12 protein-coding genes and 2 pseudogenes are annotated in these 15,788 nt (G+C 66.4%); 10 read left to right on the forward strand and 4 right to left on the reverse strand.

Annotated elements, in window-relative coordinates; all coding sequences use genetic code 11:
- Nucleotides 1–523: 523 nt before the first annotated feature.
- Both AC1PLS_RS02015 and AC1PLS_RS02020 read left to right on the forward strand, forming a co-directional pair.
- Nucleotides 524–892, forward strand: a pseudogene (locus AC1PLS_RS02015) (phage integrase N-terminal SAM-like domain-containing protein); the annotation flags it as partial.
- A pseudogene (locus AC1PLS_RS02020) lies at nucleotides 869–1,051 on the forward strand (hypothetical protein); the annotation flags it as partial. The pseudogenes AC1PLS_RS02015 and AC1PLS_RS02020, both read left to right, overlap by 24 nt.
- A 71-nt stretch (nucleotides 1,052–1,122) precedes the next feature.
- Here AC1PLS_RS02020 and ilvD read toward each other — a convergent pair.
- Nucleotides 1,123–2,961, reverse strand: coding sequence for a dihydroxy-acid dehydratase (gene ilvD, locus AC1PLS_RS02025; RefSeq protein WP_046345393.1), 1,839 nt, complete (start codon nucleotides 2,959–2,961; stop codon nucleotides 1,123–1,125).
- 393 nt (nucleotides 2,962–3,354) lie between these two features.
- On the opposite strand from ilvD, the gene AC1PLS_RS02030 reads away from it, so the two are divergent.
- Complete coding sequence (locus tag AC1PLS_RS02030) at nucleotides 3,355–4,722, forward strand: glycoside hydrolase family 5 protein (RefSeq protein WP_184380998.1); 1,368 nt, start codon at nucleotides 3,355–3,357, stop codon at nucleotides 4,720–4,722.
- Nucleotides 4,723–4,767: 45 nt separating this feature from the next.
- A complete protein-coding gene (locus AC1PLS_RS02035) occupies nucleotides 4,768–5,034 on the forward strand; it encodes a YkgJ family cysteine cluster protein (RefSeq protein WP_481104159.1) in 267 nt (88 codons plus the stop codon).
- A gap of 13 nt (nucleotides 5,035–5,047) precedes the next feature.
- Here AC1PLS_RS02035 and AC1PLS_RS02040 read toward each other — a convergent pair whose 3' ends face one another.
- Nucleotides 5,048–5,944 carry a DUF2167 domain-containing protein gene (locus AC1PLS_RS02040; protein WP_481104160.1) on the reverse strand — a complete coding sequence of 299 codons (897 nt, stop codon included), beginning with the start codon at nucleotides 5,942–5,944 and terminating at the stop codon, nucleotides 5,048–5,050.
- 80 nt (nucleotides 5,945–6,024) lie between these two features.
- A complete protein-coding gene (locus AC1PLS_RS02045; protein ID WP_024938808.1) occupies nucleotides 6,025–6,570 on the reverse strand; it encodes a gamma carbonic anhydrase family protein in 546 nt (181 codons plus the stop codon).
- Between the two features lie 722 nt (nucleotides 6,571–7,292).
- On the opposite strand from AC1PLS_RS02045, the gene AC1PLS_RS02050 reads away from it, so the two are divergent.
- The 6 genes from AC1PLS_RS02050 (at nucleotide 7,293) to AC1PLS_RS02075 (ending at nucleotide 14,503) form a co-directional block, all read left to right on the forward strand.
- Nucleotides 7,293–8,603, forward strand: a complete 1,311-nt coding sequence (locus tag AC1PLS_RS02050) for an MFS transporter (protein ID WP_481104161.1) — start codon at nucleotides 7,293–7,295, stop codon at nucleotides 8,601–8,603.
- Nucleotides 8,604–8,741: 138 nt separating this feature from the next.
- Nucleotides 8,742–9,986 (forward strand): HD-GYP domain-containing protein, encoded by a 1,245-nt coding sequence (locus AC1PLS_RS02055; RefSeq protein WP_435014255.1) that lies wholly within the window; start codon nucleotides 8,742–8,744, stop codon nucleotides 9,984–9,986.
- Between the two features lie 578 nt (nucleotides 9,987–10,564).
- Nucleotides 10,565–11,041, forward strand: a complete 477-nt coding sequence (locus AC1PLS_RS02060; RefSeq protein WP_126965400.1) for a MarR family winged helix-turn-helix transcriptional regulator — start codon at nucleotides 10,565–10,567, stop codon at nucleotides 11,039–11,041.
- A 121-nt stretch (nucleotides 11,042–11,162) separates the two neighbouring features.
- Nucleotides 11,163–12,191, forward strand: a complete 1,029-nt coding sequence (locus AC1PLS_RS02065) for a SphA family protein (protein WP_439654992.1) — start codon at nucleotides 11,163–11,165, stop codon at nucleotides 12,189–12,191.
- 33 nt (nucleotides 12,192–12,224) lie between these two features.
- Nucleotides 12,225–12,992 carry a coniferyl-alcohol dehydrogenase gene (locus AC1PLS_RS02070; protein WP_024938803.1) on the forward strand — a complete coding sequence of 256 codons (768 nt, stop codon included), beginning with the start codon at nucleotides 12,225–12,227 and terminating at the stop codon, nucleotides 12,990–12,992.
- Between the two features lie 29 nt (nucleotides 12,993–13,021).
- Nucleotides 13,022–14,503 carry a benzaldehyde dehydrogenase gene (locus AC1PLS_RS02075; protein WP_104553186.1) on the forward strand — a complete coding sequence of 494 codons (1,482 nt, stop codon included), beginning with the start codon at nucleotides 13,022–13,024 and terminating at the stop codon, nucleotides 14,501–14,503.
- 305 nt (nucleotides 14,504–14,808) lie between these two features.
- Here AC1PLS_RS02075 and AC1PLS_RS02080 read toward each other — a convergent pair whose 3' ends face one another.
- Nucleotides 14,809–15,705, reverse strand: coding sequence for a helix-turn-helix domain-containing protein (locus AC1PLS_RS02080; RefSeq protein WP_481104162.1), 897 nt, complete (start codon nucleotides 15,703–15,705; stop codon nucleotides 14,809–14,811).
- Nucleotides 15,706–15,788: the final 83 nt, after the last annotated feature.

Genomic DNA, 15,788 nt, shown 5'->3' on the forward strand with positions numbered 1-15,788 from the left:
GAGGCGAATGCACGCATCTCAGCTAATAGGTCGTCCCACATGAATCCAAGGGAGTCCAAGCAGTTATCCTCGGTGAATGGAACTGTCGGATCTCGCTCCTGAGCTTTGAACAAGTACACCCCCGCAAAGCTGAGTGAGAGCTCAGGCGGGTCTGATGGCTTTACCCAATCGCCGGTGCCACGGTGCCAATGTAGCTCTAACGTCTGTTGCGCTGGGGCGTATGACATGCCCTGAAAGTCAAAGTTGTTGTGTAGGTCAAAACGGTCAAGCCCGCGTTCAAGCGCGATAAAGTCTTCGGCAATTGAAAAGCCAATTAGCTGCATGCGGTGCCTAACCACGATTGGACCGCCTGAGAGCGATGTTGCGCCAAGTATCGACTAAGGCCGGAGGTCTGGGAAGGGGCAATTCCTATTCCGTAACAATGACTTGCCAGATGGTAACCGGCAGTCTTTGTATCAATGCTGGTTGCGTTATCCGACGTTTGCGCAGGCGTATGAATTACACCCGTGACGATGCAGGTGTAATGACGCCTCTGACCCCTGAGCTGTTGAATCAGGTGCGTGGTCGGCTGCAGCTTCGCTACTACAGCCTGCGTACCGAGCAGGCGTCTGTGGGCTGGATCCGACGCTTCATTCTGGAAAACGGCAAACGGCATCCAGTGCAGATGGGGCAGGCAGAGATCGAGGCGTTTCTCACCGAACTGGCGACGCAGGGCCAGGTGTCGGCCGGCACGCAACATCAGGCGCTGGCGGCGCTGCTGTTCCTGTATCGCGAGGTTTTGGGCGCGGAGTTGCCCTGGATGGAGAGACTGCAGCGCGCCAAGCGGGCGCGGTGTATTCCGGTGGTGCTCTCGGCCGAGGAGCTCGCGCGCACCATGCAGGAGCTGTTGGGCCACCAGGATGTGGCGACCACGCAGATCTACACGCATGTGCTGGGAGCGGGGCGTCGGCGGTGCACAGCCTGCTGGATGGGCTGGGCCTCGGCGGTGGTTGACGCTGCGGGCAAGAAAAACCAACCCGCTGTGGTATTTGCAGCCAAGCGTCGGGAATGAAGTGCCTCCCACAGTCCGATGCCCGGAGTCGATGAAGACCGCTAAAAATCCGCGGTCTTCATGGCAATGCTTCAGCCGTCCAGCAGCGCCTTGTCGCGCACCGCACCCTTATCCGCGCTGGTCGCCAGCAACGCGTAGGCCTTCAACGCCGTAGTGACCTTGCGTGGGCGCACTTCCACCGGCTTCCAGCCCTTGGCATCCTGCTCTGCGCGACGAAGAGCAAGTTCCTCGTCCGAGATCAGCAGATTGATCGAGCGGTTGGGGATATCGATCAGGATCTTGTCGCCGTCGCGTACCAGCCCGATCGCGCCGCCCGCCGCCGCTTCCGGTGAGGCGTGGCCGATCGACAGGCCCGAGGTGCCGCCGGAGAAGCGGCCGTCGGTGAGCAGGGCGCATTGCTTGCCCAGGCCCTTGGATTTGAGATAGCTGGTGGGGTAGAGCATTTCCTGCATGCCGGGGCCACCCTTGGGGCCTTCGTAGCGGATCACCACGATGTCGCCGGCTTTCACTTCGTCGGCCAGGATGCCCTTCACTGCCGAATCCTGGCTCTCAAAGACGCGCACATTGCCCTCGAAGACGTGGATGGATTCGTCCACGCCTGCGGTCTTCACCACGCAGCCGTCGCGGGCGATATTGCCGTACAGCACGGCCAGGCCGCCCTCCTGCGAGAACGCATGCGCGACATCGCGGATGCAGCCTTCGCTGCGATCGGTGTCCAGGCTGTCCCAGCGCGTGGCCTGGCTGAAGGCAATCTGCGTGGGGATGCCGGCCGGGCCGGCCTTGTAGAACGTGTGCACGGTCTCTGCGTCGGTCTGGGTGACATCCCACTGCGCGATGGCGTCGGCCAGCGTGCGTGCGTGCACCGTGGCCGCGTTGGTATGCAGCAGGCCGCCACGCGCCAGCTCGCCGAGGATGGCCATGATGCCGCCGGCGCGGTGCACGTCTTCGATGTGGTACTTCGGCGTGTTCGGGGCGACCTTGCACAGCTGCGGCACGCGCTTGGACAGGCGGTCGATATCGCGCATGCCGAATGGCACGTCGCCTTCCTGCGCGGCGGCGAGCAGATGCAGGATGGTGTTGGTCGAGCCGCCCATGGCGATATCCAGCGTCATCGCATTCTCGAACGCTTCGAACGTGGCGATGCCGCGTGGCAGGGCGGTGGGGTCTTCGCCGCCATACCAGCGGTGGCACAGCTCCACCGCCACGCGTCCGGCGCGCAAAAACAATTGCTCGCGGTCGGCATGCGTGGCCACCACGGTGCCGTTGCCCGGCAGCGACAGGCCCAGCGCTTCGGTCAGGCAGTTCATCGAGTTGGCGGTGAACATGCCCGAGCACGAGCCGCAGGTGGGGCAGGCGCTGCGTTCGAACTCGGCCACCTTTTCGTCGGAGGCGCTGTCGTCGGCGGCGATCACCATCGCGTCGATCAGGTCGAGCTTGTGTTCGGCCAGCTTGGTCTTGCCGGCTTCCATCGGCCCGCCGGAGACGAACACGGTGGGGATGTTGAGCCGCAATGCGGCCATCAACATGCCGGGGGTAATCTTGTCGCAATTGGAAATGCACACCAGCGCGTCGGCGCAATGCGCGTTGACCATGTATTCGACCGAGTCGGCGATGATCTCGCGGCTGGGCAGCGAATACAGCATGCCGTCGTGACCCATGGCGATGCCGTCGTCCACGGCGATGGTGTCGAACTCCTTGGCCACGCCGCCGACGCGTTCGATCTCGCGCGCGACCAGCTGGCCGAGATCCTTCAGATGCACGTGCCCGGGCACGAACTGGGTGAACGAGTTGGCGATGGCGATGATGGGCTTGTGGAAGTCCCCATCCTTCATGCCGGTGGCGCGCCACAGTGCGCGGGCGCCGGCCATGTTGCGGCCGTGGGTGGAGGTCTTGGAGCGGTACTCGGGCATGGCGAATTCGACGGCTGATTGGCGAGCGGTGGCTGGCAATTAGACCGCGTCGTGACTGTTGCTGCTGCAACGGTCGCGGCGCGCTCCGGTGATCCGGCACGGTAGCACGCGGGCCAGGGCACGCCGTGGCGGTGGGGAGGGCACCGGCAGGGTGCGCATCGCAAAAGCAGCGGCGGAGCGTTCGCGGGCACGGCGCGCGAACATGCGCCTCCCGCTGGTCGGCGTGGCATGTAATGCGATGTAAACGTATGCGTGCCGGCATGCAGTGCCCGGAGTGCGAACCCGAGCGCAGATTGCGCCGTTGCCACACCGGCACCATCGCCGTCAGACCGGTGCGGCAGAGGGGAGCACCACCGCCAAGGATCTCCACCAACGGCACCGCAGGAGGCGCCCATGTCCGACCATCCACACCCACGCCGCACGGCGGCGGCAGCCCCGCATCCCATCGACCAGACGCCGGCAGCAACCGCCGGGATCACCCGCCGTCGCGTGCTGCAGGGCGCAGCCGGCGCGGTGGCACTGGCCGGCCTCGGGTGGGGCGGCCGCGCGGCTGCGCAGAGCGCCACCCTGCCGTTTGCGGGCCTGAACCTGTCGGGCCTGGCCTCCAACAGCTATGTGGAGAATGCGGAGATCGGCACGCACTATCGCGCCATTACCGCACAGCACGTGGCCGCCGCCGGCGCCTGCCCGCTGTTCCGGCTGCCGACCACCGCCGCGCGCTTCACGCGGGGGCAGGGCCTGGCCTTGAACGAGACCTACTGCAGCCAGGTCCAGGATGCGCTGGACCACATCGCCGCCCGCGGCAAGCGCGCCATCGTGGAGCTGCATGACTATATGCGCCTGCCGCAGCGGGTGGCCGTCAAGTCGGGCTATCGGCGCGACGCCAGCGGCACGCTTGTGGATGCGCGCGGCAACCGTATCGACGACCCGGCGGCCGCCGCGGTCTGGGCCGACACCTATCCGCTGCGCAATTTCGGCTACCAGGGCTATTTCGATCGCCGCGACGGGCTGCTCAAGCTGTACGAATACCGCGTGATCGGCACGCCGGGGTGCACGCTCTACAACGCGTCCGGCCTGCCCGACCTGTGGGCACGCATCGTCAACCGGTTCCGGCAGCACCCGGCGGTGTTCGGCTGGGGCGTGATGAACGAGCCCTATCAGGGCGACGAGCGCGCCGCCGACGGCAGCGTGCTGTCGATGGCGGCGCACTGGCAGAACACCGCCACTGCGTGCTGCAAGACCATCATCGATCGCGACCGCGACCACTTCGTGTTCGTGTGCGGCAACGGCTATGCCAGTGCCCGGCTCTGGCAGAAGGATTCGATGGGCCTGTTCGACATCCCCGATCCCTACAACCGCATCGTCTACGAAGCGCACAACTATCTGGACAGCAAGGGGGCTGGCGGCGGCAACTGGATCGGACCGGGCGGGCGCAACGAAGTGATCCAGCCCGATACCGGCATCATGATGGTGACGCCCTTCATCGACGCCCTGCGGGATGCCGGCAAGCGCGGTTATCTCGGCGAGCACGGCTACCCGGCCGGCAACCGCAGCGCGGAGGTCGCCACCACGCGCATGCTGGCCCATCTGCAGGCGAACAATATCCCCAGCACGCAATGGTGCTTCGGCCCCGGTTGGCCGGATGATGACGTGCTCGGCATGAGCCGCGACGTGGGCGCGGACATCCAGGCCAAGAGCAATCTCGCTGCCGTGCAGGCCTTCTTCGATGTGCGCCTGTCCAGCTACATCCCGCCGCGCTAGCCACGCCGCCGCTGGCGGCAGGTGGCGGCGGTTTACACTGGCGGCATGCGCAAGAACATCCCGTGCCGCGCCGGCTGCGCGGCCTGCTGCATCGCGCCGTCGATCAGTTCGGCCATCCCGGGCATGCCGCAAGGCAAGCCGGCGGGCGTGCCCTGCGTGCAGCTCGACGGCCAGGGCCGTTGTCGCCTGTTCGGGTTGCCGACGCGGCCTGCGGTGTGCGCCAGCCTGAGTCCGTCCGAGGACATGTGCGGCGCATCGCGCGCGCAGGCGCTGGCCACGTTGACGGCACTGGAGCACGCCACGCGGCCGTGAGCCGCGGCACGCCTCAGCTGCCGGTGCCCTGCGCCTTGCGGGAGAAGACCCGCTTGATGCCCGTCCCCACGGCAAACACGCCCAACAGCACCAGCTTCCAGCCCTTGGCCAGCAACAGGCCCAGCTTGGCGAACAGCCCGGCCTTGGCCGCCAGGCCACCGCCGATCAGGCCGGCAAGCCCATAGCTGGCGATCTTGTCGGTGGACGGGTTGTGGTCGGCATAGCGCGCGCCCTGGTCGAATTCGGTCATCGGCAGCAATTGCTGCATGCCCTGGCGGACCTGTTCGAGCTGGTCCATGCCGGCGACGGCATTGAGGCTGAGGTAGCCGCTGCGGCCCAGCACGCGGATATCGTAGTTGAGCGTGTGCTGCTGGGCGCCATCGAAGCGCAGTTCCTTGGCCCAGTAGAGCTTCTTGCTGCCGGCGTCGTACCGCGGCGGCACCGCCCAGCCGAGCAAGTCGACGGTGCCGTAGCCCTGCTCACGGCGCGCGGCGTTGTCTTCGGCGGTGCCCTTCTGCATGTCGGCCAGCAGCTCGCTGTAATCGATCTTGGCGGCATCCTGGTCGGACACATAACCGTCGTCGGCATAGGTCACCACCACTGCCCAGCCACCAGGCGCATCCAGCGCGGGTGTGCGCGGCACGATCATGCCCAGCACGCTATCGTCGGGCGGGTTGCCCCACAGCTGCTCGAGCACGCGGCGCGTGTCGGCCTTGTCCAGGTAGCGGAACGCCGGATCCAGATCGAAGTGCGCCTTGGCTTGCGGCATGTCGATGTGGCCGTCGCGGTACTGCAGGGCAGACAGCACCTGCGCTTCGTCGACGGCGTCGGCTGGCATGGCCAGCAGCGACGGGCTTGCGATCAGCAGGCAGGCGGCCAGCAGGCTGCCCAGGGCAAAACGCGTATGCATCGGGTCGAATCCATTCGAGGGCAGCGTCCCCACGCCGCAGGGCGCCGATCTTGCCATGCCTGCGTAGGGCGGACAACGGCTCAGCCGGTGCCGACGGTGCCCAGGTACTGGTCCTTGAGCCGCACATAATGCTGTGCGGAGTAATGCAGGCTCTCGATTTCCTTGTCGCTGAGCGTGCGGGCCAGCCGTGCGGGATTGCCCAGCCACAACTCGCCTTCGCCGACGATCTTGCCGGGGCCGACGACCGCCCCGGCGCCGACAAAGCCGTAGCGCTTGACGGTGGCGCCGTCGAGCACGCAGGCACCCATGCCGATCAGGCACAGGTCTTCGATGGTGCAGGCATGCAGGATGGTGCCGTGGCCGACCGTGACGTCGGCGCCGATCACTGTCGGGTAGCCGGCCTTGTTGAACGGGCTATGGTGGCTGACGTGGATGATGGTACCGTCCTGCACGTTGGTGCGTGCGCCGATCTGCACATGATTGACGTCGCCGCGAATCACCGTGCCCGGCCACACCGACACGTCATCGCCCAGGCTCACCTTGCCGATGATGGTGCAGGCAGGATCGACATAGACGCGTGCGCCCAGTTGCGGGGTGTGTTCCAGGAACGAGCGAATCGGGGTCACGATGATCTCCGGCATGTCGGTGTGCCGCCCGGTGCGGGCACGGCCTGCATGATAGCGGGCGAGCGTCTGCATGCGGAAAGCGCTGGTGCGGCAGTGGATCGATCTGGTTGCGGACGTGCCTGATACAGCGGCGCAGCGTGTTGGAACAGCTGGCGCCAGGGCGTGTGAGGCCGCGCCTGCACGTTCGCTGCCGCTCCGAACGGATCGAGGTGTGTGTGGCTGTGCGCAGTCATGCATATGTCGCGTCGTTCAACCTCGCTGCCAGCAACGTTGCATCCATGCCTGTATCACGAGTGCGGCGTTGCGCTTTGCAATCCTGATCGGGCGAGCGTGAGGGTTGCCCGGTCTGATCGCACTCGAGTCACGCGCTGCAGCACTACATGCGAGGTCGATCGTTTCCGTGCAGGCAAGGCGCACACCGCAGATGCCGCTGCGCAGACAGCTCAACGAATGCGTGGAGAGGCAAGCGAAGCGCGCTGCCGGCTTGTTCGATAAGCGCACACCCGTGCAGGCCGCTGTCTTGAACGCCCTCTGCGATCGGCCTAGCGTGCCGGTGACGTTGCAACACCCCGACTGTCGTTGCCGCGTTGCAGTACTGCTGCGCTGTCGAAGGCCGTCGCAGCGTCCAGCGTGCTTGCGTCTTCGTCGTGGCGGCGCTGCGTGAGCGCATGGCCACGCGTGAGGTTGCCAATGCAGCTGCACTCCCTAACCAGGATCACCCGATGACCCAGAGCGCCGCGACACCTTCACCCTTCGTACTGCAGCGCATGACGCCGTTTCAGTGGAGGGCGGTGGCGGTGTGCGTGTTGCTGACCATGCTCGATGGCTTCGATGTGATGGCGATGGCCTTCACCGCCCCGCAGGTGTCGGCGCAGTGGCAGTTGTCGGGCAAGCTGCTCGGGGCCTTGTTCAGTGCCGGCCTGGTCGGCATGGCGGTGGGGTCGTTGCTGCTGGCGCCGTTGGCCGACCGCATCGGGCGGCGCGCGACGATCCTGGCATGCCTGGCGATCTTGACCGTGGGCATGGGCGCCTCGGCGCTGGCCACCGGGGTGTGGCAACTCGGTGCGTTGCGGGCATTTACCGGGATCGGCATCGGCGGCATGCTGGCCTGCGTTGCGGTCATCGCTGCCGAATATTCCACCGCCCAGTGGCGCAGCACGGCACTGGCGCTGCAGGCCACCGGTTATCCGATCGGCGCGACGCTGGGCGGCGCGATCGCAGCAGTGCTGTTGCAGCACTGGTCCTGGCACGCGGTGTTCGTGCTCGGCGCGCTGGGGTCGCTGCTGTGTGTGCCCTTGGTGCTGGCGTTTTTGCCCGAGTCGTTGGAATTTCTGATCGCGCGTCGCCCGCCCGGTGCTGGCGTACGCTTCAACGCGGTGCTTGCGCGCATGGGCATGCCGCCGCAGGCGGTACTGCCGTCACCGCCGCCGCATGGCTCCGATCGGGCGCGGGGCTATGCGGCCCTGTTCGTGCCGGCATTGCGGCGGCAGTCGCTGTTGATCGCGCTGGCGTTCTTTCTGCTGATGTTTGCGTTCTATTTCGTGCTCAGCTGGACTCCGAAGCTGCTGGTCGTGGCCGGCTTGTCGGCAGAGCAGGGCGTGACCGGTGGCGTGTTGTTGAATCTGGGCGGGATCGCCGGCGGTGCGATCTTCAGCGCGTTGGCCGCGCGTGCGCGGCTGTCGTGGCTGACCGCCGGTGTGCTGGGGCTGTCGGCGCTGGCGCTGCTGTCCTTTGGCTGGTACAGCACGGTGCTGGGTTGGGCGTTCGTCATTGCGGTGCTGAGCGGCGCGGTGCTGTTTGCCGCCATCGCCGGGCTGTATGCGGTGGCGCCGGTGGTCTTCACGGCGGCGGTGCGTTCCACCGGCATGGGCTGGGCGATCGGGGTGGGCCGCTTCGGTGCGATCGCCTCACCGCTGTGCGTGGGCGTGCTGGTGGATGCGGGCTGGTCGCCGGCGGCCCTGTACCTGGCCTGCAGCGTGCCGCTGCTGCTCGCGGCCATCGCCGTGCTGGGCATGCGCCTGCCGGCGCACTGAACTGCTCAGCCAGCGGTCGCCGCACGGCGCGAGCGAGTTCTACCGGACCAAAGAAATCCTGCGCACTGCCGATAACCCGACAGACCCTCCATCGTCGTGGCGGGCTCTTCCGCGGACCATTTGCAGATCAGCGCCGGCATGCTCAGAACCATCGATTCAGACCAACTCCGCCCCGGCATGTATGTCTACAAGCTGCTGGGCGCGTGGGTGCACCACCCGTTCTGGAAGACCTCGTTCCTGGTCGATTCGGACGACGTGGAGAAGATCCATGGCAGCCGGATCGAGCAACTGGTGATCGATACCGCGCGTGGCCTGGACCTGGACACGGCGGTGCCGGACGCGCCCGATCCGCAGCCTGAGCCTGAGCAAGCGCCGCCGCCGGCACCGGACCCCCCCGAGCCGGCCACCACCACGCGCACCGCGCGGACCAATAGCGTCACCGCGCAGGTCGGCATCGAGTCCGAAGTGGTGCGCGCACGCAAGATCTTCGAAGACGGCCGCGACACGGTCGAGGCGATGTTCCGCGATGTGCGGCTTGGCCGCACCGTCGACACCGAGGCGGCGATGCCGCTGGTGGAAGCCATCAACGATTCGGTCCTGCGGCATCCGCAGGCCTTGATCAGCGTGGCAAGGCTCAAGACCGCGGACGACTACACCTATCTGCATTCGATGGCGGTGGCCGGCCTGATGAGCGGGCTGGCGCGCCAGCTCGGTCTGCCCGAAGGGCAGGTCGTCGAGGCGGCCATGGGCGGCCTGCTGCACGACATGGGCAAGGCGGTGACGCCGCTGGACATCCTCAACAAGCCCGGCAAGCTCACCGACGAAGAGATGGCGATCATGCGCCAGCACCCGCTGGACGGTCATCGCCTGCTGGTGGCCGGCGGGGTGCAGAACGCGGTGGTGCTGGAGATCGCGTTGCACCACCACGAGAAAATGGACGGTAGCGGCTACCCGAACCGCTTGGCGGGCGAGAACATCGCGCTGATGTCGCGGATGGGCGCGGTGTGCGATGTGTACGACGCCATCAGCTCGGACCGCCCCTACAAACGCGGCTGGGATCCGGCCGAATCGCTCAAGCGCATGGCGTCGTGGCAGGGGCACTTCGACCCGGTGGTGTTCCAGGCCTTCGTGCGCCGGCTGGGGATTTATCCGGTCGGCTCGTTGGTGCGGCTGGAGTCGCAGAAACTGGCGGTGGTCATCGAGCAGACCCCCGATGCGCTGCTCAAGCCCAAGGTGCGCGTGTTCTATTCGGCCAAGCTGCGCAGCCATGTGCTGGTGCAGGACATCGACCTGTCGCGCCCGGACTGCCAGGACCGCATCGCGCAGATGGAAAGCCCCTCGGACTGGGGCTTCCGCGATCTCGAGAAGCTCTGGTTGCCGTAACCCGTAATCCGCTGGCCACAGGCCGCGCGTGTGCACGCGGCCTACCTGGCGCGGAGATGCGCCGGGCGAGTGGGCTGGGTCCGTGGGCGTCGTCCGGCGACGGCCGCAGCCTTGCCGTCGTGATTGCCACCACCGCTGCCAGGCCCGGCATGCCGCGCGCACCTGTGCCTGGCGTGCCTGTCACAGGCGGTTGCCACCATGCCCGCCAGGCCTCTCGGCCCGCCGGGTCAGCCTGGCGAGCGCGACCATGCTGCGCTGCAGCTTGGCAATGTAGTTATGATCAATAACTATTCCGGAACGCAATCACTTGCCGACCCCGGATCCCATGTCGCAGCCGTGTCTGGATGACCGTCGCTTCCCACACCTGCGTGCCGCCGCATGCGGCCGCCATGTGCTGGCGCTGGACTGGCATGAGCCTGTGGCGACCTGCCTGCACGGCGGTGCCACGCGCTCGGCGGCCACGCCCACATCGGCATGCCTGTGCGCGTCTACAATGCAGCTCACGCCGCGGATCGGCGTTGCGGGCGGTGAGCGTTGCGCGCACCGGTCCGCCTGTCGTCTTCGCTGCGAGAACCGTCATGTCCGTCACTGCCACTGCCGTACCGCTGCCGGATGCCGTCACCACGGTGGATCAGGCACGCCTGCTGCGGCTGCTGGGCTACCGCATCACCCGCACCGAGTTGCTGGTGCGGCGGATGTTTCAGGACTGCGTGGCTGCGTTCGACCTCAAGCCGGTCGACTTCTCGTTGCTGATGCTGGTGGACGGCAACCCGGGCATCAACCAGCGCCAGATCGGCGACGTGCTGCACGTGTCGGCGCCCAACCTGGCGATCGTGGTGGCACGCCTGGTCAAGCGCCGCCTGCTGCGGCAGGTGCGGGGACGCCAGGACCGACGCATGCAGCATCTGTCGCTGACCAGCGCCGGCGTGACCCTGCTGAGCGCTGCCGAGGCCGAAGTGCTGCGCATGGAACAGCAGCTCAGCGTGGTGCTGGGCAGCAGCGAGGCGCCGTTGCTGCGCGCACTCGACCGGCTGGACCGCCTGGACACCCTGTAATCCGCCGCTGCCGTGCAGGCGCACGGCCAGCTTTCCTGTTGACCTGCACACGCGCCGTTGCCGGCGTGTCGATCGCGCCTGCCTGACCGTTGTCCCGCCGCAGTTCCCGCTGTCCCTCCCAATGCTGGAGATGTTCGCAGTGAGCTATCGATCGGTCCTGTCTGGGTTGTCTTCCCGCGCGTCGGCGCTGCGCCGCGCAGCGCTTGGCATGCTGTCGCTGCTTGCTGCCGGCACGGCCGGCGCACAGAGCCTGCCGCAGAGTACGACGCTGACCAACGGCATCAATACCGGCGGCACCAGCTATCTGGACGGCTTCACCCGCACCACGCCCGGCTGGGCGGTGATCACCTATCTGCGCCAGAGCTCACTGGACGCGATCAAGGATTCCCGCGGCGACGACGTGCCGGTGTTCGACCGCCCACGCATCGATTCCACCCTGCTGCTGACCCAGGTCGCCTATGTCACCCCGTACACGCTCTTCGGCGGCGCAGTGGGCATCAACACGCTGCTGCCGCTGATCAATCTGGATGCCTCGTTCGGGCGCAACAGCATTGCCAGCTTGCGCGACAACGGCGCCGGTGTGGGCGACCTGACCTTCGGCCCGTATCTGCAGATGCTGCCGGTGATCCGCAATGGCAGGCCGGTGTTTTCGCAGCGCTTCGAAATCGATGCGATCGCGCCGATCGGCAAGTTCGACCGCGATCGCGATCTCAATCAGGGCGCCGGCTACTGGTCGCTGGTGCCGCAATATGCGTTCACCGTGTTCCCGACCCCCAACTGGGAAGTCAGCGCACGCATCAACTACATCTACAACTTCCGCAGCGAGCGCCGGCCGAACCTGCCACCGGGCTTCGAGTTCCGCAACGGCCAGGCCGGCGACGCGGGCTGGATCAACTTCGCCACCTCCTGGGAAGTGGTACCCGATATCCGGCTTGGCGTGAACGCCTATTACCTCACCCAGTTCCGCGACAACCGCACCAATGGGCAGCGCGTGGCCGACACCCGCCAGAGCGTGTTCTATGCGGGGCCCGGTGGCGTGTGGCGGATGGATGCCAACAACATGCTGTTTGCCAATGTGTATCTGCCGGTGGAGGTCAAGAACGCCGCCTCCGGCAATAACGTCAACCTGCAGTACGTCCATGTGTTCTAGCGCCGGCACGGCCGGCCTCTTCGGAGAGTGGCAATGAATTTGCAGAACAAGACCATCGTGGTCACCGGCGTGGCATCGGGCATCGGTGCCGAAGTCGCCCGTCTGGCCCGTTTCCATGGCGCCACGGTGATCGGCGTCGATCGCACGCCGGTGCAGATGTCGCTGCACGGGTTCCACCAGGCCGATCTCGGTGATCCGGCATCCATCGATGCGCTGGTGCAGGCCTTGCCGGCGCGTATCGATGCGCTGGCCAATGTGGCTGGCGTCCCTGGTACCGCGCCGCTGGAGGTGGTGGCGCGCGTCAACTATCTGGGCCTGCGCCATTTGAGCCAGGCGCTGCTGCCGCGCATGACGCCCGGCGGTTCCATCATCAATGTGGCCTCCATCCTGGGCGCCGAGTGGCCGCAGCGCCTGGAACTGCACAAACAACTGGCCGCCACCGACAGCTTTACATCTGGCGACGCATGGCTGCAGGCGCATCCGGTGGCGCACGACACCTGCTACCAGTACTTCAAGGAAGCGCTGATCGTCTGGACGCTGCTGCAGTCGCGGCCCTGGTTCGCCGAGCACGGCGTGCGCGTCAACAACGTCTCGCCGGGGCCGGTGTTTACGCCGATTCTTGGCGATTTCGTCACCATGCTCGGCGAGGAGCGCGTCAAGGAAGATGCCAAGCGCATGACGCGGCCGGCGTATGCCGACGAGGTGGCGGAGGCCATCGTGTTTCTCGCCTCCGATGCGGCGCGCTGGATCAACGGCATCACCCTGCCGGTCGATGGCGGGCTGGCGTCCACCACTCTGTAACACCACCCCCCTCAGCAGGAGGCTAGACCATGAACGCTCTCCCCAATACCGCCATTGCCGCAAGCGCCGCTCCGGCGTGGCATGGCTGCATCTTCAATGGCGACTGGGTGCCAGGCAACGGCGGCACCGTGCAGATCATCGAACCGGCCACCGGCACGCTGCTGCACGAAGTCGGCAAGGCCGACCTGGCCGATGTCGCCGCTGCCGTGGCGCTGGCCAAGAAAGCGCAGCGTGCCTGGGCAGCCACTGCTCCGCGCGAGCGCGCTGCGGTGTTTCACCGTGCCGCGCAGCTGATGGAAGCGCGCAGTGCCGAAGCGGCGCTGCTGATCGCGCGCGAAACCGGCGGCATCCTGCCCAAGGCCCAGCGCGAAGTGAACGAGTCGGTGGTGATCTACCAGCAGTCTGCGGCGCTGCCGCTGCAGGCGGTCGGCCAGGTGCTGCCGACGGGCGCCGGTCAACTCAGCCTGGCGCGGCATCTGCCGCTGGGCGTGATCGCAGTGATTTCCCCGTTCAATTTTCCGCTGATCCTGTCGCTGCGCTCGGTCGCCCCGGCACTGGCGATGGGCAATGCAGTGGTGCTCAAGCCCGACCCGCGCACGCCGTATACCGGTGGCGTGGTCATCGCGCAGGTGCTGGAAGAAGCGGGCCTGCCGAAGGGACTGCTGCATGTACTGCATGGCGATGCCGCCATCGGGCAGGCGCTGGTCGAATCGCCGGATATCCCGATGATTGCCTTCACCGGCTCCACCGCGGCCGGGCGGCGCATCGGCGAGATCGCTGGCCGGCATTTGAAGAAGGTGTCGCTGGAGTTGGGCGGCAACAATGCAGTGATCGTGCTCGACGACGCCGATCTGGACAAGGCCGCCTCTGCAGTGGCATTCGGCGCCTACATGCATCAGGGACAGATCTGCATGGCCACCGGCCGCGTGCTGGTCCAGCGCGGGATCGCCGATGCATTCACGCAGCGGCTGGCCGAAAAAGCCAGGCATCTGCCGGTTGGCGATCCGGTCAGCGGCACTGTGGCACTGGGCCCGATCATCGACCAGCGCCAGCTGCAGCGGGTGATCGATATCGTGGACGACAGCGTCGCCGCCGGTGCGGTGGTGGAGGCCGGCGCCAGCAACCAAGGCCTGTTCTATGCGCCGACGGTGCTGTCCAACGTGCGTCCGGGCATGCGTGCATTCGACGAAGAAGTCTTTGGCCCGGTGATCAATATCACCGTGTTCGATACCGACGACGAAGCCGCAGAACTTGCCAACCATGGCGAGTACGGTCTGGCTGCGGGCATCCTGTCGGCGTCGGTGTCGCGCGCGATGCGCCTGGGCGACAAGCTGCACACCGGCCTGTTGCACATCAACGATCAGACCGTGGCCGATGAAGTCATCAATCCCTTCGGCGGGACCGGCGCGTCGGGCAACGGCACCAGTGTCGGCGGACCGGCCGATTGGGAGCAGTACACCCACTGGCAATGGCTGACGATCAAGAACGAAGTGCCGCAGTACCCGTTCTGACCGGCGCGGCGCAACCGACCGGGGGGCGGGGCTGCAGGCTAGCCGTGGATCAGCCGCTTTGGGGCTGATCTATCTGCGTTGTCCAAGCGCACCGCTGTTAACCTTGCCCACCGACCATCTCAACTGGGCCTTGCCCGCCCGCCGTCGCGGGACCTTACGCGGCATGGATGCCGCGTACAGGGATGTACTTGCGGCGTGTCCTGCGAGGGTGGGCGGGCAAGGGCCGTGCAACGAAGCTGCAGATCAACCGCTCTACGATTGAGCTATCGCAAGGGCTCGGCAGCCAAGCTCCAGACCAGCCGCTCCTACTCGCCAGCGCGGAATTGTGTCGGCGAGCAGCCGGCATGGCGTGCGAAGTAGCGGCTGAAGTATGCAGCGTCGAAAAATCCAAGGCTGGCGGCGATCTGCTGCACGCTCAGACTGCTGTAGCGCAGGCTGCGGCGTGCTTCGAGCATGATCCGGCGCTGCAGTAACTGCAGTGCCGAGGCGCCGGCCAGTCGCTGGCACAACGCGTTGAGATGGCCCGGAGTCAGACCCAGCTGCTCGGCATAGCGGGAGATCGGCCAGTGCGCGCGATAGTGCTGGTCAATCAGGGCCTGATAGCCACGCAGATGGCGCAATGCCGGGTCGGCGTACGGGCTCACCGCAGCCGCATCCTGTGCGTGCTCCAGCGCCGTGCGGGCGGTCCAGATCAACAGCTGCGCTGCGGCGGCGTGCAATGCGGCCTCGTGGCCGATGCGTCGGTACGCGTGATCGCCGGCAATACTGGCGAACAGCACGTCGAGCAATCCGCGTGCGCGGCGTGCGTGCAGGACCTGCGGGACCGTCAGTGCGCCCTGCAATACTGGCGCGGCACTCAAGGCATTGCGTACCAAGGGCATGCACACGGTGATGATGTGGCCGCGTACCTGTGGATCGAATTTGAAGCCATGCACGCATAGCGGTGGCAGCCAGATCACGCTTGCGCCACGCACGCGCTGGCTGCGGCCATCCAGCTGCAGCGTCGCCGGACCGCGTTGCACGTACAGCAGTTGCGCCAGGTCTTCGTGCCGGTGCGGGGCGATGCGCCAGTCATGCAGCCGGCTGCGTGCGGCAATCGACTCCCAGTGCAACAGCTCGGGTGTGTCGGCATGCTGTTCGCCATACAGGCCGAAGGCGGGAACCGCGGTAGCTGCGGCAGTGGTTTGCGCGCGTGTGGGCATCGTCGAAAAGTCCAAGCACTGCACGCAATCATCCCTTCAAAGCATGTGCTTGGCTACCCACACTGGCCGGCATCCGTCGGCTG

Source organism: Xanthomonas sp. NCPPB 3218, assembly GCF_056725185.1.

What these genes read in the sequence shown, in the direction of transcription:
- AC1PLS_RS02080 (WP_481104162.1), bottom strand. Translation starts at nt 15,705, where the DNA reads ATGCCCACACGCGCGCAAACCACTGCCGCAGCTACCGCGGTTCCCGCC.
- AC1PLS_RS02075 (WP_104553186.1), top strand. Translation starts at nt 13,022, where the DNA reads ATGAACGCTCTCCCCAATACCGCCATTGCCGCAAGCGCCGCTCCGGCG.
- AC1PLS_RS02050 (WP_481104161.1), top strand. Translation starts at nt 7,293, where the DNA reads ATGACCCAGAGCGCCGCGACACCTTCACCCTTCGTACTGCAGCGCATG.
- AC1PLS_RS02055 (WP_435014255.1), top strand. Translation starts at nt 8,742, where the DNA reads ATGCTCAGAACCATCGATTCAGACCAACTCCGCCCCGGCATGTATGTC.
- AC1PLS_RS02060 (WP_126965400.1), top strand. Translation starts at nt 10,565, where the DNA reads ATGTCCGTCACTGCCACTGCCGTACCGCTGCCGGATGCCGTCACCACG.
- AC1PLS_RS02040 (WP_481104160.1), bottom strand. Translation starts at nt 5,944, where the DNA reads ATGCATACGCGTTTTGCCCTGGGCAGCCTGCTGGCCGCCTGCCTGCTG.
- AC1PLS_RS02065 (WP_439654992.1), top strand. Translation starts at nt 11,163, where the DNA reads ATGCTGGAGATGTTCGCAGTGAGCTATCGATCGGTCCTGTCTGGGTTG.
- AC1PLS_RS02070 (WP_024938803.1), top strand. Translation starts at nt 12,225, where the DNA reads ATGAATTTGCAGAACAAGACCATCGTGGTCACCGGCGTGGCATCGGGC.
- AC1PLS_RS02035 (WP_481104159.1), top strand. Translation starts at nt 4,768, where the DNA reads ATGCGCAAGAACATCCCGTGCCGCGCCGGCTGCGCGGCCTGCTGCATC.
- AC1PLS_RS02030 (WP_184380998.1), top strand. Translation starts at nt 3,355, where the DNA reads ATGTCCGACCATCCACACCCACGCCGCACGGCGGCGGCAGCCCCGCAT.
- ilvD (WP_046345393.1), bottom strand. Translation starts at nt 2,961, where the DNA reads ATGCCCGAGTACCGCTCCAAGACCTCCACCCACGGCCGCAACATGGCC.